This is a genomic window from Kiritimatiella glycovorans (genome assembly GCF_001017655.1).
GTDB classification, from domain to species: Bacteria; Verrucomicrobiota; Kiritimatiellia; order Kiritimatiellales; family Kiritimatiellaceae; genus Kiritimatiella; species Kiritimatiella glycovorans.
In genome coordinates this window covers 155,756-180,900 of sequence record NZ_CP010904.1, presented here as the reverse complement: position 1 = coordinate 180,900, position 25,145 = coordinate 155,756, and the positions used below count along the sequence as shown (strand labels likewise).

At 62.9% G+C, this 25,145-nt stretch carries 21 protein-coding genes and 1 tRNA gene; 13 read left to right on the top strand and 9 right to left on the bottom strand.

Annotation, left to right across the window (positions count from 1 at the left end):
- Positions 1 to 36 precede the first annotated feature (36 nt).
- On the top strand, positions 37 to 657 hold the full coding sequence (locus tag L21SP4_RS00830; RefSeq protein WP_052880881.1) for a MarC family protein: 621 nt from the start codon (positions 37 to 39) through the stop codon (positions 655 to 657).
- An 8-nt stretch (positions 658 to 665) separates the two neighbouring features.
- Here the strand turns inward: L21SP4_RS00830 and fmt are convergent, their stop codons facing one another.
- Both fmt and L21SP4_RS00820 read right to left on the bottom strand, forming a co-directional pair.
- Positions 666 to 1,601, bottom strand: coding sequence for a methionyl-tRNA formyltransferase (fmt, locus tag L21SP4_RS00825; RefSeq protein ID WP_052880880.1), 936 nt, complete (start codon positions 1,599 to 1,601; stop codon positions 666 to 668).
- Positions 1,598 to 3,367 carry an ArnT family glycosyltransferase gene (locus L21SP4_RS00820; RefSeq protein ID WP_052880879.1) on the bottom strand — a complete coding sequence of 590 codons (1,770 nt, stop codon included), beginning with the start codon at positions 3,365 to 3,367 and terminating at the stop codon, positions 1,598 to 1,600. The genes fmt and L21SP4_RS00820 overlap by 4 nt, the downstream gene beginning before the upstream one ends.
- Positions 3,368 to 3,544: 177 nt before the next feature.
- Here L21SP4_RS00820 and L21SP4_RS00815 point away from each other — a divergent pair, with 177 nt between their 5' ends.
- The 3 genes from L21SP4_RS00815 (at position 3,545) to mfd (ending at position 9,024) form a co-directional block, all read left to right on the top strand.
- Complete coding sequence (locus L21SP4_RS00815) at positions 3,545 to 4,801, top strand: cation:proton antiporter (protein WP_052880878.1); 1,257 nt, start codon at positions 3,545 to 3,547, stop codon at positions 4,799 to 4,801.
- Positions 4,802 to 4,916: 115 nt separating this feature from the next.
- The gene (locus L21SP4_RS00810) at positions 4,917 to 5,738 is read left to right on the top strand and encodes a PTS sugar transporter subunit IIA (protein ID WP_052880877.1); all 822 of its coding nucleotides are present in this window, start codon (positions 4,917 to 4,919) and stop codon (positions 5,736 to 5,738) included.
- Positions 5,739 to 5,751: 13 nt separating this feature from the next.
- Positions 5,752 to 9,024, top strand: a complete 3,273-nt coding sequence (mfd, locus tag L21SP4_RS00805; protein WP_052880876.1) for a transcription-repair coupling factor — start codon at positions 5,752 to 5,754, stop codon at positions 9,022 to 9,024.
- Positions 9,025 to 9,504: 480 nt separating this feature from the next.
- Here mfd and L21SP4_RS00800 read toward each other — a convergent pair whose 3' ends face one another.
- The gene (locus L21SP4_RS00800; RefSeq protein ID WP_052880875.1) at positions 9,505 to 10,728 is read right to left on the bottom strand and encodes a DUF1015 domain-containing protein; all 1,224 of its coding nucleotides are present in this window, start codon (positions 10,726 to 10,728) and stop codon (positions 9,505 to 9,507) included.
- Between the two features lie 96 nt (positions 10,729 to 10,824).
- Between L21SP4_RS00800 and L21SP4_RS13035 the strand changes: the two genes are divergently transcribed.
- From L21SP4_RS13035 to L21SP4_RS00790, 3 genes are all read left to right on the top strand, one after another.
- Positions 10,825 to 10,992, top strand: a complete 168-nt coding sequence (locus tag L21SP4_RS13035; protein ID WP_160300600.1) for a hypothetical protein — start codon at positions 10,825 to 10,827, stop codon at positions 10,990 to 10,992.
- A 463-nt stretch (positions 10,993 to 11,455) separates the two neighbouring features.
- Entirely contained in the window at positions 11,456 to 13,984 is a 2,529-nt protein-coding gene (locus tag L21SP4_RS00795) for a MerR family transcriptional regulator (protein ID WP_052880874.1), read from the top strand.
- Positions 13,985 to 13,993: 9 nt separating this feature from the next.
- Positions 13,994 to 14,725: a hypothetical protein gene (locus tag L21SP4_RS00790; protein ID WP_052880873.1), complete on the top strand. Its 732-nt coding sequence runs from the start codon at positions 13,994 to 13,996 to the stop codon at positions 14,723 to 14,725.
- Positions 14,726 to 14,770: 45 nt separating this feature from the next.
- Here L21SP4_RS00790 and L21SP4_RS00785 read toward each other — a convergent pair whose 3' ends face one another.
- From L21SP4_RS00785 to L21SP4_RS00770, 4 genes are all read right to left on the bottom strand, one after another.
- Positions 14,771 to 15,481, bottom strand: coding sequence for a PulJ/GspJ family protein (locus tag L21SP4_RS00785; RefSeq protein ID WP_052880872.1), 711 nt, complete (start codon positions 15,479 to 15,481; stop codon positions 14,771 to 14,773).
- 7 nt (positions 15,482 to 15,488) lie between these two features.
- Positions 15,489 to 16,013 carry a type IV pilus modification PilV family protein gene (locus L21SP4_RS00780; RefSeq protein ID WP_052880871.1) on the bottom strand — a complete coding sequence of 175 codons (525 nt, stop codon included), beginning with the start codon at positions 16,011 to 16,013 and terminating at the stop codon, positions 15,489 to 15,491.
- Positions 16,000 to 16,632: a pilus assembly FimT family protein gene (locus tag L21SP4_RS13380; protein WP_052880870.1), complete on the bottom strand. Its 633-nt coding sequence runs from the start codon at positions 16,630 to 16,632 to the stop codon at positions 16,000 to 16,002. Before L21SP4_RS13380 ends, L21SP4_RS00780 begins: the two co-directional genes overlap by 14 nt.
- 298 nt (positions 16,633 to 16,930) lie before the next feature.
- Positions 16,931 to 18,223, bottom strand: coding sequence for a sulfatase family protein (locus tag L21SP4_RS00770; protein WP_074041321.1), 1,293 nt, complete (start codon positions 18,221 to 18,223; stop codon positions 16,931 to 16,933).
- A 101-nt stretch (positions 18,224 to 18,324) separates the two neighbouring features.
- Between L21SP4_RS00770 and L21SP4_RS00765 the strand changes: the two genes are divergently transcribed.
- From L21SP4_RS00765 to L21SP4_RS00740, 6 genes are all read left to right on the top strand, one after another.
- Positions 18,325 to 19,566: a glycosyl hydrolase family 28-related protein gene (locus tag L21SP4_RS00765; protein WP_052880868.1), complete on the top strand. Its 1,242-nt coding sequence runs from the start codon at positions 18,325 to 18,327 to the stop codon at positions 19,564 to 19,566.
- 248 nt (positions 19,567 to 19,814) lie between these two features.
- Positions 19,815 to 20,594 carry an MlaE family ABC transporter permease gene (locus L21SP4_RS00760; protein ID WP_052880867.1) on the top strand — a complete coding sequence of 260 codons (780 nt, stop codon included), beginning with the start codon at positions 19,815 to 19,817 and terminating at the stop codon, positions 20,592 to 20,594.
- Positions 20,594 to 21,382, top strand: a complete 789-nt coding sequence (locus tag L21SP4_RS00755) for an ABC transporter ATP-binding protein (RefSeq protein ID WP_201774651.1) — start codon at positions 20,594 to 20,596, stop codon at positions 21,380 to 21,382. The genes L21SP4_RS00760 and L21SP4_RS00755 overlap by 1 nt, the downstream gene beginning before the upstream one ends.
- A gap of 2 nt (positions 21,383 to 21,384) precedes the next feature.
- Positions 21,385 to 21,840 carry an outer membrane lipid asymmetry maintenance protein MlaD gene (gene mlaD / locus L21SP4_RS00750; RefSeq protein WP_052880866.1) on the top strand — a complete coding sequence of 152 codons (456 nt, stop codon included), beginning with the start codon at positions 21,385 to 21,387 and terminating at the stop codon, positions 21,838 to 21,840.
- A 10-nt stretch (positions 21,841 to 21,850) separates the two neighbouring features.
- Positions 21,851 to 22,459: an MlaC/ttg2D family ABC transporter substrate-binding protein gene (locus L21SP4_RS00745; protein WP_052880865.1), complete on the top strand. Its 609-nt coding sequence runs from the start codon at positions 21,851 to 21,853 to the stop codon at positions 22,457 to 22,459.
- A complete protein-coding gene (locus L21SP4_RS00740; RefSeq protein WP_052880864.1) occupies positions 22,456 to 23,238 on the top strand; it encodes an MlaA family lipoprotein in 783 nt (260 codons plus the stop codon). The genes L21SP4_RS00745 and L21SP4_RS00740 overlap by 4 nt, the downstream gene beginning before the upstream one ends.
- A gap of 178 nt (positions 23,239 to 23,416) precedes the next feature.
- Here L21SP4_RS00740 and L21SP4_RS00735 read toward each other — a convergent pair.
- Positions 23,417 to 23,503 (bottom strand) — tRNA-Leu (locus L21SP4_RS00735).
- Between the two features lie 646 nt (positions 23,504 to 24,149).
- Positions 24,150 to 25,064: a sulfite exporter TauE/SafE family protein gene (locus L21SP4_RS00730; protein WP_052880863.1), complete on the bottom strand. Its 915-nt coding sequence runs from the start codon at positions 25,062 to 25,064 to the stop codon at positions 24,150 to 24,152.
- Positions 25,065 to 25,145: the final 81 nt, after the last annotated feature.

Genomic DNA, 25,145 nt, shown 5'->3' with positions numbered 1-25,145 from the left:
CCCCCGGCGACGGACTGCGGAGATGAAAGGGAAACCATGGAACCTTTCCTGAACATCACGGGCTTCATGCTCATCATGCTGAACCCGTTTCTGGTCGTCATCTACCTGCTCGACCTGATCGAGAAAATGAGTTTTTCGACCTTCTGGCGTGAACTGCGGAAGGCCGCCTACATCAGCGCCGGGGTGTTCGCCGTGTTCGCGCTGCTGGGGGACGCGATCTTCTCGGCCGACTTCAAGCAGCACTTCGCGTCGTTCCAGATCTTCGGCGGGATCGTGTTCCTGCTGATCGGCATCCAGTTCATGTTCCGCGGCAATATGGCCATCGAGTCGCTGCGCGGCGAATCCGAGTACGCCGCGGGCAGCATCGCCATGCCCATCCTGATCGGACCCGGCACCATCAGCGCCAGCGTCCTCGCGGGAGAACGGCTGGATATGCCCCTGTCCGTGCTCGCCGTGGTGACCGCGGTCGTCATTTCCGCGCTGACGATCGCGCTGCTGAAAAAGCTCCACGACTACGTACGCCCGCGCAACGAGATCCTCATCCAGCGCTATATCGAAGTCGCGGGCCGCGTGGTCTCGCTGTTCGTGGGCAGCGTTTCGGTCGAGATGATCATGCAGGGTGCGCAGACCTGGATCAGTGTGATCCGCAACGGCTGATCCGTGCTCTATCCCCACCTCTCGCCGGGGGGCACTTCGTGACCGTTGATGAAATCACCGCCGCTCATCGGCCGCTTTCCGGGCGGCTGTACACGGGTCAGGCACAGGGCGCCCGAGCCGCAGGCGACCTGCGGCCCGCGGCCTGAAACGCGGAGGACCTCGCCGGGACAGCCGCATCCCTGCTCGCGTTCGGCGCGGAGGATCTTCAGGGGCTCCCCTTCCAGACACGGCGGAAAGCAGAAACATGCCGGCCAGGGATTAAAGGCCCGGATGCGGTTGCGGATCTCCTCTGCGCCCAGGGTCCAGTCGATGCGCCCATCCTCCTTGCGGAGCTTGCGGACCGAGGTGGCGGCCGACTCCTCCTGCGGGCGCGGCGCGGCCGTGCCGCAAGCGAGCGCGCGAACCGCGTCTTCCAGCATGCGCGCCCCCAGCACGCCCAGCCTGTCCTCCAGCGAGGCCGTCGTGTCCTCCGGGTCCACGGGGAGACGCTCCTGAAGGAGGATATCGCCCGCGTCCATCTTTTCGGCGACTTCGATGATCGTGACGCCGGTCTCTTCATCACCGTTCACCAGCGTCCACGGAATGGGCGCGGCGCCCCGGTAGCGGGGAAGCAGAGAGGGGTGCATATTGATCCCCCCGTGCGGTGCGAGATCGAGAACCCGGCGCGGCAGGTACTGGCCGTAGGCGGCGACGGCGAACACGTCGGGGGCGACGGAACGGAACATCTCCATCGATGCGGGATGGCCGGGTTTTTCGGGCGTCCAGACCGCGCATTCGAGTTCCAACGCGCGCGCCTTGACGGGACAGGGCCGGAGCCGGCGTTTACGCCCGCCTGGACGATCCGGGGCGGTCACGACCAGGGGGACCCGGAGTCCTTCCGCCTTCAACAGCCGCTCCAGCGAGGGGACCGCGATCCGGCCCGACCCCATGAAGACGACCTTCATTCGCCCCCCTCTTCCTCCATCTGCCCGGCCCAGCGCGGATAATCGGTGAGGAACATCTGATCGTGCTTATTGAGGTTGAATCCCTCCTGCAGCGGGAACCCTTCCGGCGTGCGGCCGTTCATCAGCGGCAGCCACGACTGTTCTTTACGGATCAGTTCGCGCGCGAAGCCCTTGTTCTTGGTGATCGTCGTGAAGTAGAGCGCATTCATGTTCCGCCGGTAATCGTTGATCTCGTAATACTGGTTGACGTCCTCGGGCAGCAGCACCGAAACGCGGTTTCCGTACCAGGCCGTCGCCCACGGCATGTCGGTGCAGATGACCTCCTGCGGCTGCATCCATCCGCACAGGCGCTGGATCTGCGGCCAGAAATAGGGCGGATAGGCGTCCTCGGCCCGCGGCGGCAGGATGCGGAAGAGGAAGGGCAGCACGCACAGCACGACGACCACACCGGTGACGAGGTTGTTCAGGAGCGGAATCACCAGTCCGCGCTGGTCGAGCAGCACGTGGAAGTAGGCCCACCCGAATACGAGGATCAGGGGCCAGAAGGCGTGATAGCCGCGGAGCGCCTCCGATCCGAACGCCGCGGCCCCCGTAATGAATACGATCAGCGCCGCGAGCACGCCGTAGCGCAGGAGCTGGATATAACGCCGTTCGAATTTATACAGGAAGGATATCAGGAAGAGACCGACCAGGATCCCGCCGCCGAGGGCGAAAAATTCCCCGCCGTAGAATTCGGCCATGGAGGCCACCCAGCGGCTGCGGACGGCCTCGACGGCCTCGCCCGCGCTGAAGGCGGGCGTCAGGTCGCGCATGAGCGACTGCCCCTCGAACATAGGACTCCCCGAAAGCGCCAGCCAGGGGGTCATCCCCAGCAGATCGCCGGAGATCAGCACGTTCCGCACCAGCCAGGGGGAAAGAGCGAGCACGAATACCGCGGTGAAGATGAGCGGGGGCAGCCATCCCCGATGCCGCGACCATCCGGACGCCAGCAGGAATATGAACAATCCCGCCGCGATCGCCCCGCCGGCGTAGCGGGTGAGAAAGGCGAAGGCGGCCGCCACGGCCGAGAGAACCAGAGGTCCCATCCATTCGGCGGCGGAACTCATCTGCTGCCAGCGTCGTTCCGCGACCACCGCCCCGTAGGTCGCCGCGACGATGAAAAACGAGAGCAGAGGAAGGCCCCCGCCCGCGATACTGTCCGCCCAGACCGCGTCGGTGAGAAAATACACGAGCACGGAGAGCATCGCGATCCGCGGGGCGAACAGCCGCCGCGCCAGCAGGAAGAGAAAGACGCCGGTGAGGATGAGAAAGAGATGGTTCAGCGGCACGACCAGCCACTGTTCGAGAGGATACCGCGGCGGCGGCCTCGATCCCGGGGCCGGTTTCGCTTCGAGATCCGCGCCGAGGGCGTTCATGAGTTTCATCGGGGCGGCGAGCACGGCGGGATACATGGGGGGGTGCAGGACGTCCGGGTGGAACATGATGCGCGGGTTGGCCTCAGGTGTGTTTTCCGTCAGGTAATGGATCGTCGCCGGCCGGACCGTGTACGTAATCAGCCGGTTATGCACCGCGAGGTTGCGGCCGAGCTGGGCGTATTCCATCGACGAGGAGTCCTTGAACCCCCGGTACTGGGTACCCGTGTAAAGCAGGGCCAGGAAGAGCACGGCAAATGCAGCCAGAACAAGCCTCAGGAGGCGCAGGCCCAGCCCCGCGTCCACACTGTACACCAGATCCTGTACACTCGGTTCGAATCCCTTTTTCGCCATCGGAATCCACGCCTCCAGGTCGCCGCGTTCAAAATGCAGACTCTACGGTTCGGGCCGCCCGACCGCAAACCCAAAGCGCAGGGTTCTGGCGGCCGGGCGGCCGGAAGGACGCCGCGCTGGTCTTCCGCCTTATATTATGTTACCGGGTAGGCCGTTCATCATTCACCGGCAACCAGCATGCAGATACTTATCGACGCCCTGTTGCACCTGCGGGACACGTTCAACGACCACATCGTGTTCAGCATGGGGGTGCTGCTGGTGATCGGATATTTTGCGGGCAAGCTGGCCGAAAGGGTCCGGCTCCCGGCCATCACCGGCTATATCGTCGCCGGGCTTCTTCTGGGCGACGCCGTCACCGGCGTGATCCATGCGGAGATGACGAAGACGCTGCGGACGGTGACGGAGGTGGCGCTCGGCATTATCGCCATCACGATCGGCAGCGAATTCGCGCTGCCGAAGATCCGCCGGCTCGGTCCCGGCATCCTGACCATCACCCTCGTCCAGCTCTTCGGCACGTTCTTTATCGTCGCCCTGGCGCTCTTCGCCGCCGGTCTCGCGTGGTCCTACTCCATGCTGCTGGGGGCCATCGCCAGCGCCACCGCACCGGCCGCCACGGTGGTCATCATCCAGAACCTCCGCGCGCGGGGCGACTTCGTCGATACGCTCTACGGAGTGGTGGCGCTGGACGACGCGGGATGCGTACTGCTCTTTTCCGCGGTCTACGCGTTCGTGTTCACGTTTATCGGGCCCGCCGCGGCGCAGGCAACCGGGGGCATGACGGTAGTCGTGCATGCGGTGACCGAGATCGTTTCCGCGATCGGGCTGGGCGCGGCGCAGGGGCTTCTCATGCGTCTGTTCACGTGGCGCGTGAAACGCGATAACGAGCGGCTGATCATCGCGCTGGGTTCGATCTTCCTGTTCACCGCGGTGGCCATCTCGCTGGAACTCTCGCCGCTGCTGACGAACATGATGGCGGGAGCGGTGCTCGCAAACATCTCCAACCACCGCCACGCGCTCTTCAGGGTCATCACCCCCCTCACGCCGCCGCTCTACGCCGCCTTTTTCGCGATCGCGGGCACCGAACTGGATATCGCCGTGCTCGGCGACCCCTGGGTCCTCGCGCTGGGATCGATCTACGTGATCGCGCGCGCGACCGGCAAGTACGCAGGAGTCTGGGCGGGAGCCCGCGCCTGCCGGGCGCCCGCCTCGGTTCGCAACTACCTCGGGCTCTCCATGCTGCCGCAGGCGGGCGTGGCGATCGGCCTGGTCCTCTTCCTCCAGGCTTCCCCCCTGGCCGCACGCGGATCCCCGGAGGTCCAGCAGTGGCTGATGAGGATCGCCAATATCGTGCTCTTCGCCGTGTTCGTGAACGAACTCGCCGGCCCCCCGCTCTCCCGGTTCGCAATCGTCAGGGGAATGGAGAAGAACTCGTGACCATGGCCGCGTAAGAAGGAGTGGGAACTCGACTAAGATCGGGATCACCTCAAAAAATTACGTGGAACCTGAAATCGTGCTTGGGACGCGGATCAAAAACAGGCCTTATTGAATCATGAACCTGAGCGACATCTTAAACCGCGATCTCTGCCGCGTGCGGCTGCACGCCCGCAGAAAAGAAGACATGCTCAACGAGATTGCGGAGATCCTGAAGGAACATGACGCGCTGAGCGGATTCACGCAGGAACAGATCGCGGCGGCGCTGCGCGAGCGCGAACAGCTCGGCTCGACGGGATTCGGCGACGGCCTCGCGCTGCCGCACTGCCGCCTGCCCGGGCTGAAACAGTTTGTGCTCGGCATCGGACTGTCGCCGCGGGGCGCGGCGTTCGATGCGCTGGACGGGAAGAAAGCCCACCTGTTCTGTTTCCTCGCGGGACCGGAGGAGAAGCCGAATGAGTACGTGAAAGTTCTGGCGGAAATCTCCGGCGTCCTGCGCAACGAGTCGGCCCGGCGCGAACTGCGCAAAGCTCCCACCGCGACGGCGCTCTACGAGAGCTTCATGCGTCATGCCTCTCCGGAGAGCGCGGAAGGGGGCGCGCGCCGCCGCAAACTGCTGATGCTGGTGCTGCAGGAAGAGGACCTCGTGACGGAGGTGATGGAACTTTTCGTGGAAATGGGGATCCGCGGCGCGTCGGTGCTGGAATCGCGCGGCATGGGCAACATTCTCACCCGGGTTCCGCTCTTTGCGAGCTTCATGAACTTTCTCGGAACGCGCGAAGAGTTCCACCGCACCGTCTTCGCACTCGTGCCCGATGAACAGCTCCCGCGCCTGATCCAGTCGATCGAGGAGATCACCGGCGACATGGAAAGCCATTCCGGCGCAATGGCCCTCGCCCTCGATATCTCCATGCTCAAGGGCAGCCTGGAGTCGATCTAGCCCGAAGATTTTTGTGAAAACGCCGCTTCAGAAACCCTCCCTGTCGCCCCGGGACCGGCAGACCCTCGCCTTCGTCTTTGCCGCCGATTCGCCGCAGCGGCTGGCGGAGCTTCCGGTGACGGCCCAGGCGCTGATCGCCCTGGAGCTGGCCGAAACACAGACCGAACCGCAGTGCTGGGTCACGGAAGGCCCGGAGGCGCTCGCGCGACTGGAGGCGACCGTCGGCGCGCTGTCCGGCGGGTCGCCCGAAAACGTGCGGGTGTTCCCCTCCCGCGAATCCGCGGAGGCCGGAGACGACGAGACGGAGGCGGGACGGGCCGCCGCGCGGCTCCGTACGCTGCAGGCCTGCCGCGGCGACGAACCGCCGCGGATCATCCTGACGTGCGTCCAGGCGCTGCTCCAGCCGGTGCCGCCTCCGGGACGGCTCACGGCCCGCCGGTTCCCCGTGCGGCGCGGGGATACCCTCCCGCCGGAAGAGCTGCTCGGGCGACTGGGCGAGGGCGGCTACCGTTTCGAGGGGGAAATCTTCCGGCGCGGAGAGGCGGCGCGGCGCGGAGGGATCGTCGATGTCTGGCCCCCCGGCGAGGACCGGCCCGTGCGTATCGAGTGGTTCGGCGACGAGGTCGAATCGATACGCCGCTTCGATCCCGACTCTCAGCGATCCTTCGACCGGCTGGAGTCCGTGGCGGTGACCCCCGCGGATCTGAGTATCGACCTCGAGACGGAAGACCTCGTCTCGCCGCTCGAACATCTCGAGGCCGGGATGCGCTGGTTCATGGTCCGGCCGGAATCGATCCGCGAACACCTCGAACTCTACGAGCGTATCCCCGAGGCGCTTCCGCGACTGGCCTCGCGGCTCGAGGCCGAGTGCTTCGGCGACCGCCCGCCCCGCCGGCGCATCGAGATCGGACCGCTGGCGGACACCGGGGTGCGGCCGCTCGACCTGCGCGGCTGGGCGCCCGACTACACGGCCGGGGAGCGGAGCGGCCGCCCCGACCTGGCCGAACAGGGCCGGCGCCGCGTGGTCGAGCGGCTGTTCGGCGAGGCGCGCGACGGAAGATACGTGGAGTTCTTCTTCGAAACCGCGGGCAGCCGCAACCGCTTCGCCGAACTCTACGGCAACCTCCCCGGGGCGGAGCGGGTCCGGCTCTGCGACGGCGTACTCTCGGACAGCTGCCGGAGCGACGCCGCGGGGTTCCATATCATCGCCGAGTGCGATTTCTACGACTACCGTACGCGCCGCCCCGTCGAGGCGCGCCGACGGAAGGCCGGCCGGCGGGCGCGCGAGGGTCGCCGCTACGAAGAAGCCTTCGACATCCAGCCCGGCGACCTTGTGGTGCATGTCGAACACGGCATCGGCCGCTACCTGGGCCTGTTCGAGACGGAGAGCGAAGAAGGCCGGCGGGAATCGCTGGTGGTGGAGTACGCCGACCGCGCCCGGCTCTACCTCCCCGTCGATCAGGCCCACCTGCTGAGCCGCTACGTCGGCGCGGGCCGTTCCGCCCCGCGCCTCCACAAGCTCGGAGGTCGGCGCTGGTCGCGCGAACGCGACACCGTGGAGCACGGGGTGCGCGATCTCGCCGCCCGCATGCTCGAGACCCAGGCCGCGCGCGAACTCGAGGGCGGACGGGCCTTTTCGGCCGATACCGCGTGGCAGGCCGAGTTCGAGGCGTCCTTCCCGTACACGGAGACCGACGATCAGCTCGAAGCAATCCGGGAGGTCAAGCGCGACCTGGAATCGCCGCGTCCCATGGACCGGCTGATCTGCGGCGACGCCGGATACGGGAAGACCGAGGTGGCCATGCGCGCCGCGTTCAAGGCCGTCATGGACGGCGCGCAGGCCGCCGTGCTCGTGCCCACCACCGTCCTGGCCCAGCAGCATTACGACAATTTCAGCGAGCGGATGGCCGCGTTTCCCGTGCGCGTGGACATGCTCAGCCGTTTCCGGAGCCCGAAAGAACAGCGCCGGATCGTCGGCGAACTGGCCGACGGGGCGCTCGATATCGTCATCGGCACCCACCGCATGCTCTCGAAGGACATCCGTTTCCACGACCTGGGACTGGTGGTCATCGACGAGGAACAGCGATTCGGAGTCGACGCCAAGGAAAAGCTGAAGCGCCTGAGGCAGCACATCGATGTGCTCACCATGACGGCAACGCCCATTCCCCGCACGCTTTACATGAGTCTGACGGGTGTGCGGGATATGAGTACGATCCAGACGCCGCCGCGCGAACGGCAGGCGATCGACACGGAGGTGAGGGAGTACGACGAGGCGCTGATCCGCGAGGCCGCGCTCCGCGAACTGAACCGCGACGGGCAGATCTTCTATCTGCACAACCGGGTGGAGACCATCGAAAAGAAGCGCGGGGAACTCGAGCGCCTGCTACCGGAAGCCCGGATCGGAGTCGCGCACGGGAGGATGGACGAGCGCAGCCTGTCGGAGGTCATGCACCGCTTCAGCCGCGGGGAGATCGATCTGCTGCTCTGCACGACCATCATCGAGAGCGGACTCGATCTGCCCCGCGTGAACACGATGTTCATCGAGCGGGCCGACCGCTTCGGACTCGCGGAACTCTATCAGCTACGGGGACGGGTGGGGCGGTCGCGCCACCGGGCTTACGCCTGTCTTCTGATCCCGCGGCACGGCGCGCTGTTCGCCGACGCCCGCAAGCGGATCCGCGCACTCCGCCGTCATTCGGGACTCGGATCGGGGTTTCAGCTCGCCCTGCGCGACCTCGAAATCCGCGGCGCGGGCAACCTGCTCGGCGCGAAGCAGAGCGGTCACATCGCATCCGTCGGGTTCGAACTGTACTGCCGCCTGCTGCGCCGCACGGTGGCCCGGCTCAGGAATGAGCCCGTGCCGCCGCTCGCGGAGGTGCGCATCGACCTCGAATTCATCCGGCCCGGCCCGCCGTCCGCCGGTGCCGGGGAGGAAAATGCGGCCTATATCCCCCATGACTACATGGAGGATGAAACGGCGCGCATCCGTTTCTACCGCCGGATTACGGCCGCGGCCGGCGGGCGCGAACTGCGCGCGACCGTCCGGGAGCTGCGGGACCGTTTCGGCCCGCTGCCCCCGCCGGTCCGCCGCCTGGCCCGGCTGACGCTGATCCGGCTCGACGCTGCGGCGCTGGAACTCGTGCTCGTGCGTGTGCATGAACAGAAGGTGATGCTGCAGAAGGACGACGGCTCGTGGCTGCGGACGGGATCCCGATTCCCGCGCCTGTGTGCCGAAACGCCGGACGGCAGACTCAGGGAGCTGGGGGTTGTCTTGAGGAACTGCTGAGTTCAACATGGGGACACTCGGGGGAATATCGTACTCGTACTCAGCGAAGCGGTACTCGTACTCGAGTTCCTTGAACGGGGGGAGTGGGATCGCGCCTTCGGCGCTCCGAGTACGCGTACGAGTAAGAGTACGAAAACGGCGGACGGCCTTCTGCTGTCCAGCAGAATCCCTACCTTCACGCACGGGTTCGGCCTGCGCCTCCCGGGTAGGGCGTGATCTTCGGGTTCTTTGTGGATTTTTGTGGAACTACTGAAGTCGTAGCGGCTGGATTAGAAACCCGCTCGCGTCACAACGTACGCGTACTCGTACTCAGCGAAGCGGTACTCGTACTCGAGTTCCTTGAACAGGGGAAGTGGAATCGCGCCTTCGGCGCTCCGAGTACGCGTACGAGTACGAGTACGAGTAAGAGTACGAAAACGGCGGACGGCCTTCTGCTGTCCAGCAGAATCCCTACCCTCACGCACGGGTTCGGCCTGCGGGTTATTCCTCCAGCGTGTGGACGAAGAGGCCGGAGAGGAGTTTCGGCTCGAACCAGGTGCTCTTCGGCGGCATGAGTCTTCCGGCCTCGGCCACGGCCATCAGGTCGTCCATCGTGGTCGGATGCAGCGAAAAGCCCAGCGCGGCCTCGCCGCCGTCGACCATCGCTTTAATCTTTTCAGGACTGCCCTTGCCGCCGACGAAGTCGATATTCTCGTCCGTGCGCGGGTCCTCAACCCCGAGCAGCGGAGCCAGGATGGCGTCCTGCAGCCGGCTGACGTCCAGCCGCGCCACGGGGTCGTCCTCCGGCGCTTCCGTGCGGGGGGTAAGCCGGTGCCAGCTGCCGTCGATATAGCAGAGAAACCGGCCGTGTTCCGGCGTGCGCTGCGCGTCGAGCGGTTCGATCGCGCACACCTCGTTCAGTTTGTCGAGAAAGGCTGCGGAGTCCGCGGGGAGGCGCCGCACGATCCGGTTGTACGGAAGGATGCAGAGCTGTTCGGCGGGAAAGAGCACCGCCATCATATACTGGTCCGGCGCGAAGGGTTGTTCGCCCCCGCGGGCCTCGAGACGGCGGGCCGCCACGGCCGAGGCGGCCGCGGCGCGGTGGTGGCCGTCGGCCACGAAGACCTCCGGGATATCGGCAAAGGCTTCAACCCAGGCGTCGGGATCGGGAATGGCCCAGGCGCGGTGCGTGACCCCCTCCGGGGTTTCGAGCGTAAAGATCGGCTCGTGCGTCTTGAGTTCCGCGGCGCGGCGGTTCAGGTCCTCCCGCCCGCGGTAGGCGAGAAAGACCGGGCCGGTCTGCGCGTTCTGGGTATCGATGCAGCGCACCCGGTCCGCCTCTTTCGCCGCGCGCGTCTTCTCATGGATCCGGATGCGGCCTTCGACGTAATCGCGAACGTGGCACGCCGCCACCAGCCCGTTCTGCTCGTGCGTCTCATCGCTCTGGCTGTAGAGGTAGAGTGACGGCTCCGCGTCCCGTTCGAGCACGTGTTCGCGTTTCATCCGGTCCAGATTGTCGCGGCCGCGCAAGTACACCTCGTCGCTGTAGGGCTCGATATTCGCCGGCAGATCGATCTCCGCGCGCGTGACATGCAGAAAACAGTGCGGGTTGTCGCCCGCCAGCTCGCGGGCCTCATCCGCCGTCACCACGTCGTAGGGCGGAGCCGCCACGCGATGTTCCTGTCCCGCTTTCGGCCGCCATGCATGAAAAGGCTGTATATCCATGAGTCTCCCGTCGCTGGTTGGTGGGTTATCGGTTCCGCTCTTCCGCTCCCGCCCCGGCGCACGGAGTCCGGGGCGCATCAAACGGAGTCGGTCATTATGAAGATTGAGGACGCCGGACGCAAGGCATGTCGCGCGATCGACAGCAGTTCTCATTATGGCCGCATTCCGACCGCGGACGGCGTGGCAGCCGTCCCTCCCGAGTCGATATCCGACGCATTTTCGGGCACTGGGAGGGTCGGGTGCCACCCCGACCGAAAAGGGTGAAGCCATAATGAGAATCGCTGCGCGATCGATACGCCGGCCGGACATTTCGCTACGAACCGTCGGTGCAGTCAGAAGGATCCAGGCTTCCTCCCCTTGTTCCACCCCGGATTAAACAAACGCGAAGTAATGCGAAAATAGTACGTTCTCGCTATGCCGGGCACCCGCCCCCTCGCACGGAATCGGGAGCTTTTACGATTTATAATAAAAACCAAAAGAAACGTTGCTTGAGCGAAACTTAAAGATATTTATTTTGAGCACGGATGTTTTTATGTATCTTTGGATTTCACAGAAGCAAATAAAGCTGGCGCACGAGCCTATTATTTAATTCGCAAGGCGATATATTATCATTTTATTTGATCCGGCAATGACTTCTGTGGTCTAATTACACACTGTGAATTATACGGAAGCATATACTGACCCTGCGGGGCGACGGTCCGGCATCGCACTGGTTCTGGTGTTGGGGATGCTGGCGGTGCTGATGATCATGGCCGTGGGTTTTGCGGTATCGATGCGCACGGAACGTCTCGTATTTGATTCCGAGCTCGAATCGGCGAAGACCCGTCATCTGGTGGATGCCGCCCTGAACCGGGCGTTGAACGAGATCGATCTGCAGGTCGGCACTAACCACTACCCTCTTCAGGACTGGATTGTTTCCGATGGAGCCGGGACGGTGGACACGATCGACCTGAACCGCTCCAATCTCTGGACGCATCTTCCGAAGGGTGTCGGCAATCCCGCCTCCCCCACCCCGGCGCGGTGGATTACCCTTACGGAAAAGGACACGGGTCGCGCCGTGGGGAGAATCGGGTTCGCGGCGGTGGACTGCGCCGGTTTTTTTGATGCGAACACGCTTTTCGACGAAGAGCGCAAAGCTGAAGATGCGCAGTACGATCTGGAATTGAACAACGCGCTTCTCCGCGAATTCGCAGACGGGGTCACGGCTAGGGATGTTGATGACCGTCGCACCAATGCGGTCATGTACGCCTCGAATCCCGAGTTTTATTCCTTCAACCAGGACCTGCTCGAAGAACGTCCCGTCCACCTCTTCACCCATTCCTACTATCCCACCAACGGAAGTGTCCCGCACTCAGACGGAAACCGCCGTGAAATTGTGCGGTGGATGGGCAGCAACAGAGTGGAGCGGACCCTGATCAACCAGACACGAGACTTCAACTGGAACGGCCGCGGAAACAGCACAGCCGCGAAATGGACGTATATCTCCGAGCATTGCAGGGAGGTCTACGACCAGATCCGGGAGATGGTGTACGACTATCATGAAAACGTCGAGTCCCTGACCGATCCGGAGTTCACGGCGATCTCCATCGCGGAACAGCTCTACAACCACTCGACCGGTGCGGCGTCCTTTACCCATATCTCAGCGTTCAACGACATCGTATGGGAGGGGTCGGGATACGAGAGCGAAACCGACCGGTGGGATACGGGACTGAATTCGCTGGGGTTCAAGCTGGCGCCGTTTCTCAATGAAATCGTCATCGACACGACCTATTACAAAGACGAAACAGTTCCCGGGGAAACGAATTACGTATACCGTCTGCGCGCGGATATCGAACTCTGGCATCCTTTCCCGCGCATGAATTTCGCGGGCGGATGGAGCGGTGACTTCTGCACCACGCCGTACGTCGAATTCGATTTCAAATTCGACCCGGACACTCTTGACTTTTCAGAAGACCCCGGAGTTTCCAATCTCCCCTCGGACCGCAACGGGTGGCGCTATTTCACGCCTAAATCGATAGAAACCAGTTTTTTCCATCTCAACACGCTCGACAACGGCTCCTTCATGCACCGCACCTCGCGGGAACACCAGACGTTCATGCCGAACGAATTTGAGACGGGTTACGTGGAGTGCGAGGTCAGTCAGCTCAATGAACCCTTCGACATTCCCACTGATTTCGTGCTCGGCCGCATCCGCGCGCAGTGGCGCAACAATGCTACCAACATGTCCGATGGCTGGTTCCTCTTCGACCAGGTGATCGCCCCGGGAGATCCGGACAATATCCTGTATATGCCGTTCGATCAGGCTTGCGTAACGACTCCGGGAACGCTCGACAACCCCAATTCAAAGCGTGTTTCATTCCAGGTGGATGACCCGCGAATCAACTGGGATTTCGAAGATCACTGGCACTGGGGTGTGCCTGAAACACTCGGCAACGGGATAGGCGCCGGGATGAATTCAGTCCTGACCTACGATGACCCCGAAAAGGACGGGACGTTCTGGATGTATCAGCCGGGCAAGGACTTTGTCGTCTATGAGGGATGGACCAACCGTCTGCTGAGGTCGGTGGCGGACTTCGGGACGTTTCTCTACGACGAGAACAAGCCCTGGACGACCATGAAGCTTGCCGGTCCCGAAGCCTGGCCGGTGTTCGAGTATTTCGGCTTCAAGGACGAGTCACGCACCAACGGGCTGCCGCGCGAGATCACCCGCGGGCTGGTCAACCCGAACACCCTGCAGACGAATGTCCTGGCTTCGCTTCTTTACAGGGCGCCCGTGCACAAGTGGCATCACCGTCGTCCCGATTGGCGGTACATGGAGAGTTTTATTCCCACCAACTATATTGAGGATGCCGGAACCGCCCGGGACCTCGCGAGCAGACTGATACTGGACGATCCGGTCCGAACCCCGTACGAGGCTTATTCAAAATACGATTACGATGAACTCATGGATGTACTCAAAGGCGGGACTTTCACCTATCCGCTCTCTGAGATCGATGACGATCACGGAGACTGGGGATACGAGGGGATGGTAACCAAGTGGGACGTCGACAACCTGCTCGGCCACCTCCGCCCCTATCTTTCCACGAGGCAGAATCTCTTTTTGGTCTATCTCGCGGCGCAGTCGATTGATGATGCGGATGGCGATGGTACTATCGATAATGGTGAGGTCAGCTCAGACAGACTTGCGCTGGCTGTGTGCTGGCGCGATCCGGAGCGCGAGCAGGCACCCCGCGTGCTGGCCTTCCGGTGGCTTTGAGGGGGAACCATGAAATGCGGATTCAAAATCCTGATGATTGCAGCTGCTTGCCTGACGTATGCGGGGCATGCGGATCCGAATGTGGATGCCCCCCCCTCCGTGGAGGAAATCAGGTCCATCAACCAACGCAAAAACACGATCAAGACCATGCTTCCTGAATTTCCGAGGCGATTTCTCAAGCCCCTGTTTCTCGACCGGGACGGTCTTGAAATCCGCGGGGTCTCCATACCGGAATCGCGCCTCCGGAGCGCGCTGGATGTCCTGCCCGGAGAAAACATCATCGGAACGCTCAGATTCCGCTCAGGTCACGCCATTTTCACCACACATTCGGTATATCTCGTCGGCGATAATACACTCCGCAGCCTTCTCGGTATGCGTGTGGTCGAATACGATATCACATCCAACTACGCCGGATTCAAACCGCTGTTTGATTTCCTGAACGATTTTTACTACTGCATCACGTATAGAGAACTGAGTCGTTTTGAAAAGCTCGATGAAGAGTACGAGATCGACATGGACCCGCCCAAATCGTTCCATTGCGTCAAGGTGGCCGGCGAGGTAATCCCGAGCAACAACATGAGACTCAACACATTTTTCGAAAGAATCTACCGGTTCCACGAATACGGCACGAATATGGCGCCCGCCACGGCCGCATCTACGGGGAGCGCAAACGGAACGAATGCCGGCGCGGGGCTGACGACCAACAGGGTTCCCGGAAATGCGGGCGGGTACAGCCCCTGAATATTGCGGGCCGCAGTCACTGAAACTGCTTTCGGGCGATGCTCATCAGTTCGCAGGCATGGCCCTGAGGCGGGTCCGGGTGGAAAACACCTGCTCATGACGATTCAGATAGCTGTCGCGGTCCCCGCCCGACATCCTGGCGGCACGCTCCGCGTGATCTTCGCTCAAAACCCCGAGCGTTAGGTCAATGTAGGCGGGGCGGTTCGTGTTTCCGGCGCCCCAGATATAACGGTTCGTGGTGGTGCCGCTCCGCAGGGTGACCGCGACTTCGAAACGGGTCACGTTACGCGAAGCGATGTCCTCATTCACAGGCGTAAACAGCGAAGGATTCCAAGACTGGCCCAGCATCGCGGAAATCGGGGTGAAGTTGGCGGGATCGACATAGGCGCGTACGAGGTCGTTGCTGGTATTGATCGCATATTCGACGGGATAAATGCTGCGATGCACGCCGGTGGGGGGGGCGAAGATGTCCGAAGTGGAAAAAAACCGGAGCACATTGTCGCCGGCACCATCCACACGCACCTCGAAGGGCGTGTTCGTATGGAGCAGCGCGGCGGAAAGTTCCTCCTTGATCAGCGACAGGGCACTCTGACCGTGAAGAAGCCGCTCGCTCTTGCGGCTCCCCTGCTCCATGGCGCGCTGCGCGTTCGAGAAAACGTTGCCCATGGCCAGCACGAGCAGCATCAGCACACCCATGGCGAGCAGAAGTTCGACGAGCGTGAAGCCGTGTTTAGTCTGCGGGTGTGATGTTTTCATAGCTTTCTCAGTTATGTCTGAAAAACTCCGTGTAGAATATCTCCGCTTCCCGTCGCGACGGCTCGTCGGCGTAGTAATCGGGCCAGAGGTAGAGGGTGGCCGAGGCCGGGTTAGTCGCGGTCATAGTCTGCATATCCAGGGAGTACTGCAACGAGTACCCGCCTCCCCCCGCGCTGCTGCAGCGAAACTGATACGGTCCGCCGCTGCTCGTGTTGATCTGACCGTAATTCGCGCCGGTGCACTCGCTGTTGGTCCAGACCGTCGACGATCCCCCGCTCTGAAACCCGGGCGCGGGAACGGAACCGGGAAAGTTGCCGCTGAGGGAATATTCAGCCCGTACGGATTCGAGCAGGCTTTCCGCGAAATCGGCCATGTAGGCATCCTTCTCCGAACCCCGGGTCATCCTGATGCCCTCGCCGAAAAGACCGAGCAGGCTCAGCAGTCCGATACCGACGATCAGCAGGGCCAGGGTGACCTCGACCAGTGAGAACCCCCCGGACCGGCCGGAGACCCGATGACTAGTCTTCTTCATAATTACGCACCTCGGAAATGCCGGTGAGACGATTGATGACCACCGTAGCCCGCGCATACTTTCGCGCATCGTCTTCAGGAGATCCGTCCACGGACCCGCTTTCATCCGTCCGCCCGGGATAGACCTCGATTTCGGGCGTAGTCACTGCCAGGCCCTTCATCCGCCCGTTCGGGCGCCAGACCAGACATTTGACGGAAGCGTAATTGTCAGTGCCCAGCGCAAAATTCTTCTCCGCAGTACTCGGCGGCGGATAGACCACCACGCCCTCCTGGTAGGCCTTCCAGCCCCGGATGAACTCGCCCTCCGGGGCGGTATCATCGCAGGTCGTCTCGTTGGTGCAGGCGTAGATGGCGTAGTGCGTGAAGGATTTGTCCTTATCGCTGCAGTTATCGTCCGGAAGCAGCAGGTACGTATGCTGGCGTTTGGTGATGGCCCACTGGCGCGCGAGCGAGACGGCGCCCTGCAGTTCGCGCGCGGCGGCATCGACGCGCGCCGCCCGGCTCTGACTGCCCTGAAAGGCGGGAATCGCGATCGTCGCGATGATCCCCATCACGAGGATCACCATCATCAGCTCAATCAGGGTAAATCCGCCCCGGCCCGCATTCCGATGTCCACCCATGTTCCGTTCCCCCGCCACATTTTTTCTGCGGCTGCAATGATGGAGTATAGTAGCGCATGCATGCATGCCCTGCAAACAATTAGATCATCCGGAGCAGCGATTCTCATTATGGCTTCACCCTTTTCGGTCGGGGTGGCACCCGACCCTCCCAGTGCCCGAAAATGCGTCGGATATCGACTCGGGAGGGACGGCTGACACGCCGTCCGCGGTCGGAATGCGGCCATAATGAGAACTGCTGCATCCGGAGTCCGCGCTGACCCGCTCTGTCTGTACAGGGCGGGCTCGAGGCACCGGTGAATCATTCGGTCTGAAAGTCGCACGGCATGCGGTCGAGAACGGGCTGGAGTCGCCGACGGGCCTGCAGTGCCGACGTGTCGCCCTCGCCCGGCCGGACCGGGTTCTGCTCGTGCGGGTCATTGTGCAGATCAAACAACCGCCCGTCGCCGAACAGCTTCCACCGCTTCCCGCGCACGAACCGGGCCGGCGTGACCTTGTCGTTGAGACGCGGGTTGTAGTGGACGAAAACCCAGTCGCGCGGGTTCCCCTCCCGACCGAGACACTGCGGAAGAAAACTGCGGCCGTCCACATCGTCCGGCACCGGTGCTCCACCCGCTTCCGCCAGTGTGGGCAGGAAATCGGACAGATCCACCAGATCCCCGCATACGGTGCCGGGGGGCGTCGAGCCCGGGCAGCGCGCGATCAGCGGCACGTTCGTGCCCTGCTCGGTCGGCTTGCCCTTGCCGCCCCTGACCGTCTCGCCGTGCTGCACGATTTCGAGCGGAACCGTGCCGTTGTCGCCAACGAACAGCACCAGCGTCTCCGCGCTGACGCCCGCGTCGTCGACCGTGTCCAGCACGTAACCGACGAGCCGGTCCATGTGCTCGACCATCGTTTTGAAGTACGCCAGGCGCCCCTCGGGGTCGTTCGGCTCCTGTCCCTCCGCCCGGTACCCCGGCGGAAGATGAAACGGACGATGCACCAGCGCCATCGAGAAATACGCGAGGAAGGGCTGTCCCTCCCTTGCCTTCCTCAGGATGAAATCGTTGATGAAGTCGCAGAACAGATCGGGCCCGTACGGCTGTTTTTCCGGATCGAGCCAGGTGCCGTTGCGTTCCACCAGCGGCTCGTAGAAGCGACTGCCGCGCTTGTCGTCGATCTGCCACAGGCAGTGCTCGTCAAAGCCGAAGCGGTCCGGAATCTTCAGGTCGCCGCCAAGCTGCCACTTGCCGGCCATGGCCGTGGCGTACCCCTCTTCGCGCAGGAGATTGGCAAACGTGGTCTCCTTCGGATCGAGATAATCCCACGCGGTGTAATTGAAACAGTTGTAGCGTCCGGTCATGATCTTGACGCGCGACGGTGCGCAGAGCGGGTTGGCATAGGCATGCGTGAACCGTACGCCCTCATCGGCCATCTGATCGAGCCGCGGGGTCGTCCACGACTCACACCCGTAACAGCTCAGGGCCTCCTCGCCCAGATCGTCGGCCAGAATCAAAACCAGGTTGGGCTTCCTCCTCTTCGCCCCCTTCGCAGACAGAGCCGGTATCGCACCCGCCGCTGCCGCCGCCGCCATGAAATCACGTCGCCGCATCATAAACGCTCCCGATGTTTCGTGGACTTATGTTTATAATACGACTAATATACTTAGCAATAAGTTTTTTTGTTCTTGAGCGTACGGAACCGGGGAGTGGCGACATGAGTGATAACGGCTCGATGACACGGCGTGCGATGATGGGCGCGGGGGCGGCGGGTTTTTTCGGGGCGACGGCGCGCGCGGCGGCCGCGGAGGGTTCGGCGCCGCTGGCCCCGAGGCAGGCGTTTTCGGTGCGCGATTTCGGAGCGAAGGGAGACGGGGCCTCCGACGACAGCGGAGCGTTCCAGAAGGCGCTCGACCGGGCGGTTCACGCCGGCAACGGCGCGATCTATGTCCCGGCCGGCCATTACCGGATCGGGAGGCGCGTGTCCGCGGAGGCCACGCTCGAAGGACTCGCGCTGCTCGGCGACGGCCAGAATGTCTCCAGCCTGATCTGCGACCACGAGGAGGGCGTCTTCCGCCTGCATGACCATCGCTGCCTGACGGCGGTGACGGTGCGCGACCTGTCGTTCTTCGCCGATCGCCCCGCCGCGGGCACGGCGCTCGAAATCTCGTCGCCGCCGCGCGGCGCGCGCAACTACCGCACACTGCTCGTGGAAAACGTCGACATCCGCGGATTCGGCGTGCCGTCCCGCAGCTATTTCACGCGGGGCATCGACGCCACCGGCCAGTGGCGTCCGCTTTTCATGAACGTGATCGTTTCCGGGATCAGCGACCCGGGGTACAAGCGCGGGGACCGTTCCGACGACGCGCCGTCGTATGCGGCGGAAGTGGGGATCGTCGCCGACTGGTGCTACGCGCCGAGCTTCCAGCACTGCTACGTCTGGTCGCAGCGCACCGGCTACAGAATCGTGAACCGCGGCCGCGAGCAGGGTCCCGAGGACAGCGCCTTCTACCGCAGCAACGCCGTCGGCTGCGTGATCGGGATGGACATCGAGACGCCGATCTTCGAGCCGCAACTCGTGATCGAGTCGTGCCACATCAACTGCCGCGATGTCGGCGTATGGCTCAAGAACCGCAAGTTTTTCCAGCTCACCAACAATCTGATGTACGGTCAGGACGGCACGGATTTTCCCTACGTCGACTTTCTGCTCCACAACGCCTATTCCGGCACGATCATCGGCAACGTGTTCCAGTCGCCGGAAATTACCAACTACCGGGAAGATCCGCCCGCCGATCACACGATGATCGAGCTGCGCGGGCGCACGCGCCACCTGCTCATCTCCCACAACGTCCTCAACGCCAAGGGCCGCATGCTCAAGCGATCCGGTGACATGGAGGGGCTGATCGTAAAGGACAACCTGGCGTCGAACCCGCACGTGGAGATGGACGGGCACGAATAAGGTCCACCCTGTTGCAGCCGTTCTCATGAAGGCCGCACTTCGACCGCGGACGGCGTGGCAGCCGTCCCTCCCGAGTCGATATCCGACGCATTTTCGGGCGTTGGGAGGGTCGGGTGCCACCCCGACCGAAAAGGGTGAAGCCATCATGAGAATCGCTGACCCTGTTCCCTGTTCCTCCCGCATTGACTCCGCACGCGGAAGACACCACACTGGACCCGGCGAAAGGAAGCCGGAAAGTCCTGCCCTTTATGAATCGCGCAGAACAGGTTATAAGGTCTCTGGGACGTCCCATGGCCCGCGTAATCCGGGACCTCGGCCGGCTTGCACTTTTTCTGGCGCATACGTTTTTTCACCTCGTGAGCAGGAAGCTCAAGTTCCTCACCACGGTCGAACAGCTGCAGTTCGTCGGGTACCAGTCCCTGCTGATCGTGGGGCTCACGGGCGCGTTCACCGGCATGGTGCTGTCCTTCCAGGGCTACTACACGCTCAACCAGGTCGGGACGACGGCCCTGCTCGGCCCGCTCGTCGCGCTCTCGCTGCTGCGTGAACTGGGGCCGGTGATCAGCGCGCTGATGGTCACCGGCCGCGCGGGTTCGGCGGTCACCGCCGAAATCGGGATCATGCGCATCGGCGAGCAGCTCGACGCGCTGGAGGTGATGGGGCTGAACCCCTACCGCCACGTGGTGGTGCCCCGCTTCCTCGCGCTCATCATCGCCGTCCCGCTGCTCGCCTCTTTTTTCAACGCAGTCGGCATTCTCGGAGGATACGGCGTGGGCGTGCACCTGCTCGGCGTGCCCGCCGGGACGTATTTCGGCGAAATGACCGATTACGTGCATCTGAAAGACATCACCAGCGGTCTCTACAAGTCGTGCAGTTTCGGCGTGCTGATCGCGTGGATATGCTGTTTCAAGGGGTACACCACGGGGCTCGGCGCGAAGGGTGTGAGCCGCGCCACCACCGAGGCCGTCGTGATGGCCTCGGTCGTCATTCTCGCCTGGGACTATTTCATGACCTCCATACTGTTCTGATGAACCCGATCCTTAAAATCGACGACGTGCATAAGACGCTCCGGGGACTGAAGGTCCTCCGCGGTGCCACGCTCGAGGTGATGCCGCACGAGGTGGTCGGGCTGATCGGCGGGAGCGGCGAGGGCAAGAGCGTGCTGCTGAAGCATGCGGCGGGGCTGATGCGCCCCGACCACGGCCATGTCTATGTCGACGGCGACGACCTGTGCTGCCTGAGCCGCCGCCACAAGCAGTCCTTTTACGACCGGCTCGGGTTCCTCTTCCAGAACGGGGCGCTGTTCGACTCGCTGAGCGTCTACGAGAACATCACCTTCCCGCTCCGCGAGCAGGGCCTCGGCGAACAGGAGATCCGCGAACGCATCCGAACCGTCCTCGGCCACGTGGGGCTGGAAGGCTCGGAGGAAAAACTGCCCGGACAGCTCAGCGGAGGAATGCTCAAGCGCGCCGCGCTCGCGCGGGCGCTGATCAAGTTCCCCGAGATCATGCTCTTCGACGAACCCACCACGGGGCTCGACCCGCTCATCGTGCGCACCATCCACAACCTGATCCACAGCTGCCAGCGCGAACTGAACTACGCGGGGATCATCGTCACGCACGAGATCCCGGCCATCTTCGGGCTGGTTCAGAAGGTGGCCTTCCTTTATGAGGGGCGTATCCGCTTCTACGGAACGCCGGAGGAAGTGCACCAGACCAACGACCCGGTGCTGCGGGAGTTCATTGACAGTGCGACCATGACGGAAGATCCTGTCACCTGGCACGGATGCCTGGGGACGAACAACGGCGGAGCGTAATCATGAAAAAGTTCGATCTCGAATTCACCGTGGGACTGTTCATCCTGATCGGCATCGGCTGTCTCGTCGTGCTCTCGATCAAAATGGGCCGCCAGGAGGTGATCGGCGGCCGCGGCTACACGGTGAACGCCACGTTCACCGACGTCGGCGGACTGCGCGACGGTGCCACGGTCAGCATCGCCGGCGTCTCCGTGGGTCAGGTGGAAAAGGTATCCATGCAGAATTTCGCGGCCGAGGTGCGGCTGCGTCTCGGAGAGGAGATCGAGCTTCCGCGCGATACGATCGCCTCGATCAAGACCCGCGGCGTCATCGGCGAGAAATACGTCGAACTCAGCCCCGGAGGCGCCCCGGACACCCTCGGTCCGGGCGAAACGATCACGCAGACCGAACCGGCCATAGACCTGATCGAGATGGTTTCGAAATACGCGATAGGACAGATCGAACAGAAACAGAAGTAAGGAGACCGCCATGACCGCGCGACGACTGCTCCGGACCCTGATCGTGCCGGCCCTGCTGGCTGCGCCGACCGCCGCCCCGGCGGGCGAGGCGCTGGATGAGCTGCGCGGGGCCACGGACGAGGTGCTCAGGATTCTTCGGAACGAAGAACTCGGCGAGGAGGACAGGGAGGAGAAGATCCGCTCCATCGCCCTGAAGGAATTCGACTGGCGGGTCATGACCCGCAGCGCGGCGGGGCGGCACTGGAGGACGCTCAATGATGCACAGCGGGACCGGCTCGTCCCGCTCTTCCGCGACCTGATCACCCGTACCTATCTTGAGAAACTGGAACACTACTCCGGCGAAGAGATCGAGTTCACCGGCGATTCGGTGCAGGAGAAGTACGGTACGGTGAACGCCCGGGTGCTGAGGACCGACGGCAAGGAAATCTCACTCGTGTGGCGCGTCATCCGGCACGACGCCGGATGGAAGGTCTACGACGTCGTCGCCGACGGCGTAAGCATCGTCCGCAACTACCGCGACCAGATCAACGAGATCCTGACAAGCGGGAGTTTCGAGGAACTGGTGTCAAAACTGGAACAGAAGAAGCAACAGGAACAGAAGAAAGGGAAAGAATCATGAAGATTACCTCCGGATTCGCCGCACTCGCCGTCGTTCTCGCAACCCTCGTTTCCGCATCCTACGCCGCCGATACGGGGGCGGGCGATGAGACCCTCCCGCCCGGCCTGGAAATGGACGGCGCACAGGCCGGCCCGCAGGTTCCCGACCCGCTCGAACCGTTCAACCGCGCCATGTTTCAGTTCAACGACAAGCTCTACTTCTGGGTGCTCAAGCCCGTGGCGCAGGGATACTCGAAGATCCTCCCCGAAATGACCCGCAAGGGGGTCGGGAATTTCTTCTCCAACCTCGAATCGCCCGTGCGGGTCGTCAATTCGGCACTGCAGGGCAAGTTCGAGGATTCGGGCGCGGCGCTGGCGCGGTTTCTCGTGAATACCACGGCGGGCGGGCTCGGGTTCACCGATCCCGCGGCGAAAAAATTCGACGTGCCGCCGCCGAACGAGGATCTCGGCCAGACGCTCGGCTCCTACGGCATGGGCGAGATGTTTTATATCGTCTGGCCGGTGCTCGGTCCGTCCAACGTCCGCGACACGATCGGCATGGTCGGCGACGGTTTTCTCGATCCGCTCTACTACGCCGAGATGAAGACGTGGGAAGAGGTGGCCCTGAAAGCCGGCGACCGCATCAACGCACTCAGCATGCGCCTGGGCGAATACGAGCAGTTCAAACAGGATGCGCTCGACCCCTACGTCTCCATGCGCGACGGCTATCTGCAGCGGCGCCGACACCTGGTTGAGGACCGGGAACCGGGGGCGCCCGGACCCGAAGGCTCGGAAAAATAGCGGGTCCGATGACCGGCTGTCCGCAATCTGCGGGGGAGGGGATCAGGGGAGAGTCAGAGTCAGAATCAGAGTAAGAATCAGAGTAAGAGGGAGTGGGAAACCTGAGACCTGAGTAAGATCTCTCCACAGAGAATATGATTCGCACGTGTACCGTTGAGCTGTGTTCTCTCTGAAGAACTGCTCGGGGCGGGACTCGAACCCGCACGACCTTAAATCGGTCACAAGGCCCTCAACCTTGCGCGTCTACCAATTCCGCCACCCGAGCGCAGAAAATGGAACGCGAGGATATACCCCGCAAACGGTGCGGAGTTCAAGGTAATTCGCACCCTACCCGAAGTACGGCGGCTCGTTGCCCGGCTTCCACTTGATGTTGCAGCCGGTGGAACCTGACTTCAACATTGCCCGAAGAAGCGCTCGAATCCCCCTGTGAACATTGAAGTGAGTTTTGAATCGGGGTGTCCCGGCGGAAAAAAGGGTTATTCGTGGATTTTTATGGAAGGGTTCCCGGGAAAGGTGGGATGCGGCAGATCGGAGGAGAGAGAGAGAACGATGAAGGACATGAAGAGCATGAAGGTTGGTTGAGGGGGGGGACATATACTCGTACTCGTACGCGTACTCGGAGCGCCGAAGGCGCGATCCCATCCCCCGATTCAAGGAATTCGAGTACGAGTACCGCTTCGCTGAGTACGAGTACGAGTACGATATTCCACCGGGTGTCCCCATGTTGAACTCAGGAGATGCCCTGAAAGCGGATCCGAACGGGATCTGTTTTTCTCTCGCCAGGCCGCCAGGGTCGCCAGCAATTTTCCTCATTCGGGGAGCACGATCCCTTTGCCTATCCTATTCTCATTCCGCTTTGCGATCCTTGCGCCTTTGCGAGAGTCATGGCTTGCGTTTTCGAACAGATGGGGTCAGATGACTCCGAACTGGCCCGCGAGGCTGTAGAGGATCAGCAGAATGCCCAGGCTCAGGACGCCGGCGAAGTAGCGCCGCAGGCGCCGCCCCGCGAGCCGGTGCGAGAGCCGTACACCCAGCTGGACACCGGTGATCGACCCGACGAGCAGAAAGCCCACCAGCGGCAGCGAAACATGGCCCTCGCTGAAGTGCGCCATGGCTCCCGCCCCGGTGGCGAATACAATCTGAAACGCACCCGTGCCGACGGCGGCCACCGTCGAAACGCCGAGCACGTAGACGAGCAGCGGGAACATGATGAACCCTCCGCCGACGCCCATCAGGCCGGTGAGCATGCCCACGACCAGGGCCACGCCCACGGGGACCCACAGGCTGAACGAGGTTCCGCTGGTCTCAAAGGACATCCGGGGCGGGAGGGCAAGCTTACGCAGGCGTTGCGAGAAGACGGTGTCCACGCGGTCGGTGTCCCCGCCCTCCTGTGTCTTTTCACGAATAATCGACACCGCCACGGCCGCCATGAGCGCGAGAAAGAGGAGGTTCATCACCACATCCAGCATCGGCTGGCTCCGCCCCGCGATCCGGAGGCTTCCCGCCTCCTGCTGCAGAACGGACATGATCTCCTTGCCCAGGAAACTTCCCGTCGCCGCCCCCGCGGCGAGCAGTACGCCGAGTTTGACATCGACATCCCCCCGCCGCCAGTGCTTGAACGCCGAGACTGAACCCGTGCAGAAGATCTGGACGAGATCGCTTCCCACCGCCACAGGATAGGGAACGCCGAACAGGATGCGCAGGCAGGGTGTAAGCAGAAATCCCCCGCCGACTCCGAACAGGCCCGTCAAGAACCCGATCAGTAAGCCGAGCCCCACCAGGGCAGGCCAGAATACCTGCACCCCGCCGATCGTTACTTCCAGCACCTGCGCCCCCGTTCCTTTGGAAAATTAAAGGAGCCCGCCTTATAGCACGGCGGAGGGGTCACGCCAAGTGCGCGAAACATG

Coding starts and splice junctions, on each gene's coding strand:
- L21SP4_RS00800 (WP_052880875.1), bottom strand. CDS start 10,728: ATGGATATACAGCCTTTTCATGCATGGCGGCCGAAAGCGGGACAGGAA.
- mlaD (WP_052880866.1), top strand. CDS start 21,385: ATGAAAAAGTTCGATCTCGAATTCACCGTGGGACTGTTCATCCTGATC.
- L21SP4_RS00755 (WP_201774651.1), top strand. CDS start 20,594: ATGAACCCGATCCTTAAAATCGACGACGTGCATAAGACGCTCCGGGGA.
- fmt (WP_052880880.1), bottom strand. CDS start 1,601: ATGAAGGTCGTCTTCATGGGGTCGGGCCGGATCGCGGTCCCCTCGCTG.
- L21SP4_RS00780 (WP_052880871.1), bottom strand. CDS start 16,013: ATGAAGAAGACTAGTCATCGGGTCTCCGGCCGGTCCGGGGGGTTCTCA.
- L21SP4_RS00785 (WP_052880872.1), bottom strand. CDS start 15,481: ATGAAAACATCACACCCGCAGACTAAACACGGCTTCACGCTCGTCGAA.
- L21SP4_RS00760 (WP_052880867.1), top strand. CDS start 19,815: ATGAATCGCGCAGAACAGGTTATAAGGTCTCTGGGACGTCCCATGGCC.
- L21SP4_RS00740 (WP_052880864.1), top strand. CDS start 22,456: ATGAAGATTACCTCCGGATTCGCCGCACTCGCCGTCGTTCTCGCAACC.
- L21SP4_RS00830 (WP_052880881.1), top strand. CDS start 37: ATGGAACCTTTCCTGAACATCACGGGCTTCATGCTCATCATGCTGAAC.
- L21SP4_RS00815 (WP_052880878.1), top strand. CDS start 3,545: ATGCAGATACTTATCGACGCCCTGTTGCACCTGCGGGACACGTTCAAC.
- L21SP4_RS00745 (WP_052880865.1), top strand. CDS start 21,851: ATGACCGCGCGACGACTGCTCCGGACCCTGATCGTGCCGGCCCTGCTG.
- L21SP4_RS00795 (WP_052880874.1), top strand. CDS start 11,456: ATGCTGGCGGTGCTGATGATCATGGCCGTGGGTTTTGCGGTATCGATG.
- L21SP4_RS00790 (WP_052880873.1), top strand. CDS start 13,994: ATGAAATGCGGATTCAAAATCCTGATGATTGCAGCTGCTTGCCTGACG.
- L21SP4_RS00810 (WP_052880877.1), top strand. CDS start 4,917: ATGAACCTGAGCGACATCTTAAACCGCGATCTCTGCCGCGTGCGGCTG.
- L21SP4_RS00770 (WP_074041321.1), bottom strand. CDS start 18,223: ATGATGCGGCGACGTGATTTCATGGCGGCGGCGGCAGCGGCGGGTGCG.
- L21SP4_RS00765 (WP_052880868.1), top strand. CDS start 18,325: ATGAGTGATAACGGCTCGATGACACGGCGTGCGATGATGGGCGCGGGG.
- L21SP4_RS13035 (WP_160300600.1), top strand. CDS start 10,825: ATGAAGATTGAGGACGCCGGACGCAAGGCATGTCGCGCGATCGACAGC.
- L21SP4_RS00820 (WP_052880879.1), bottom strand. CDS start 3,367: ATGGCGAAAAAGGGATTCGAACCGAGTGTACAGGATCTGGTGTACAGT.
- L21SP4_RS13380 (WP_052880870.1), bottom strand. CDS start 16,632: ATGGGTGGACATCGGAATGCGGGCCGGGGCGGATTTACCCTGATTGAG.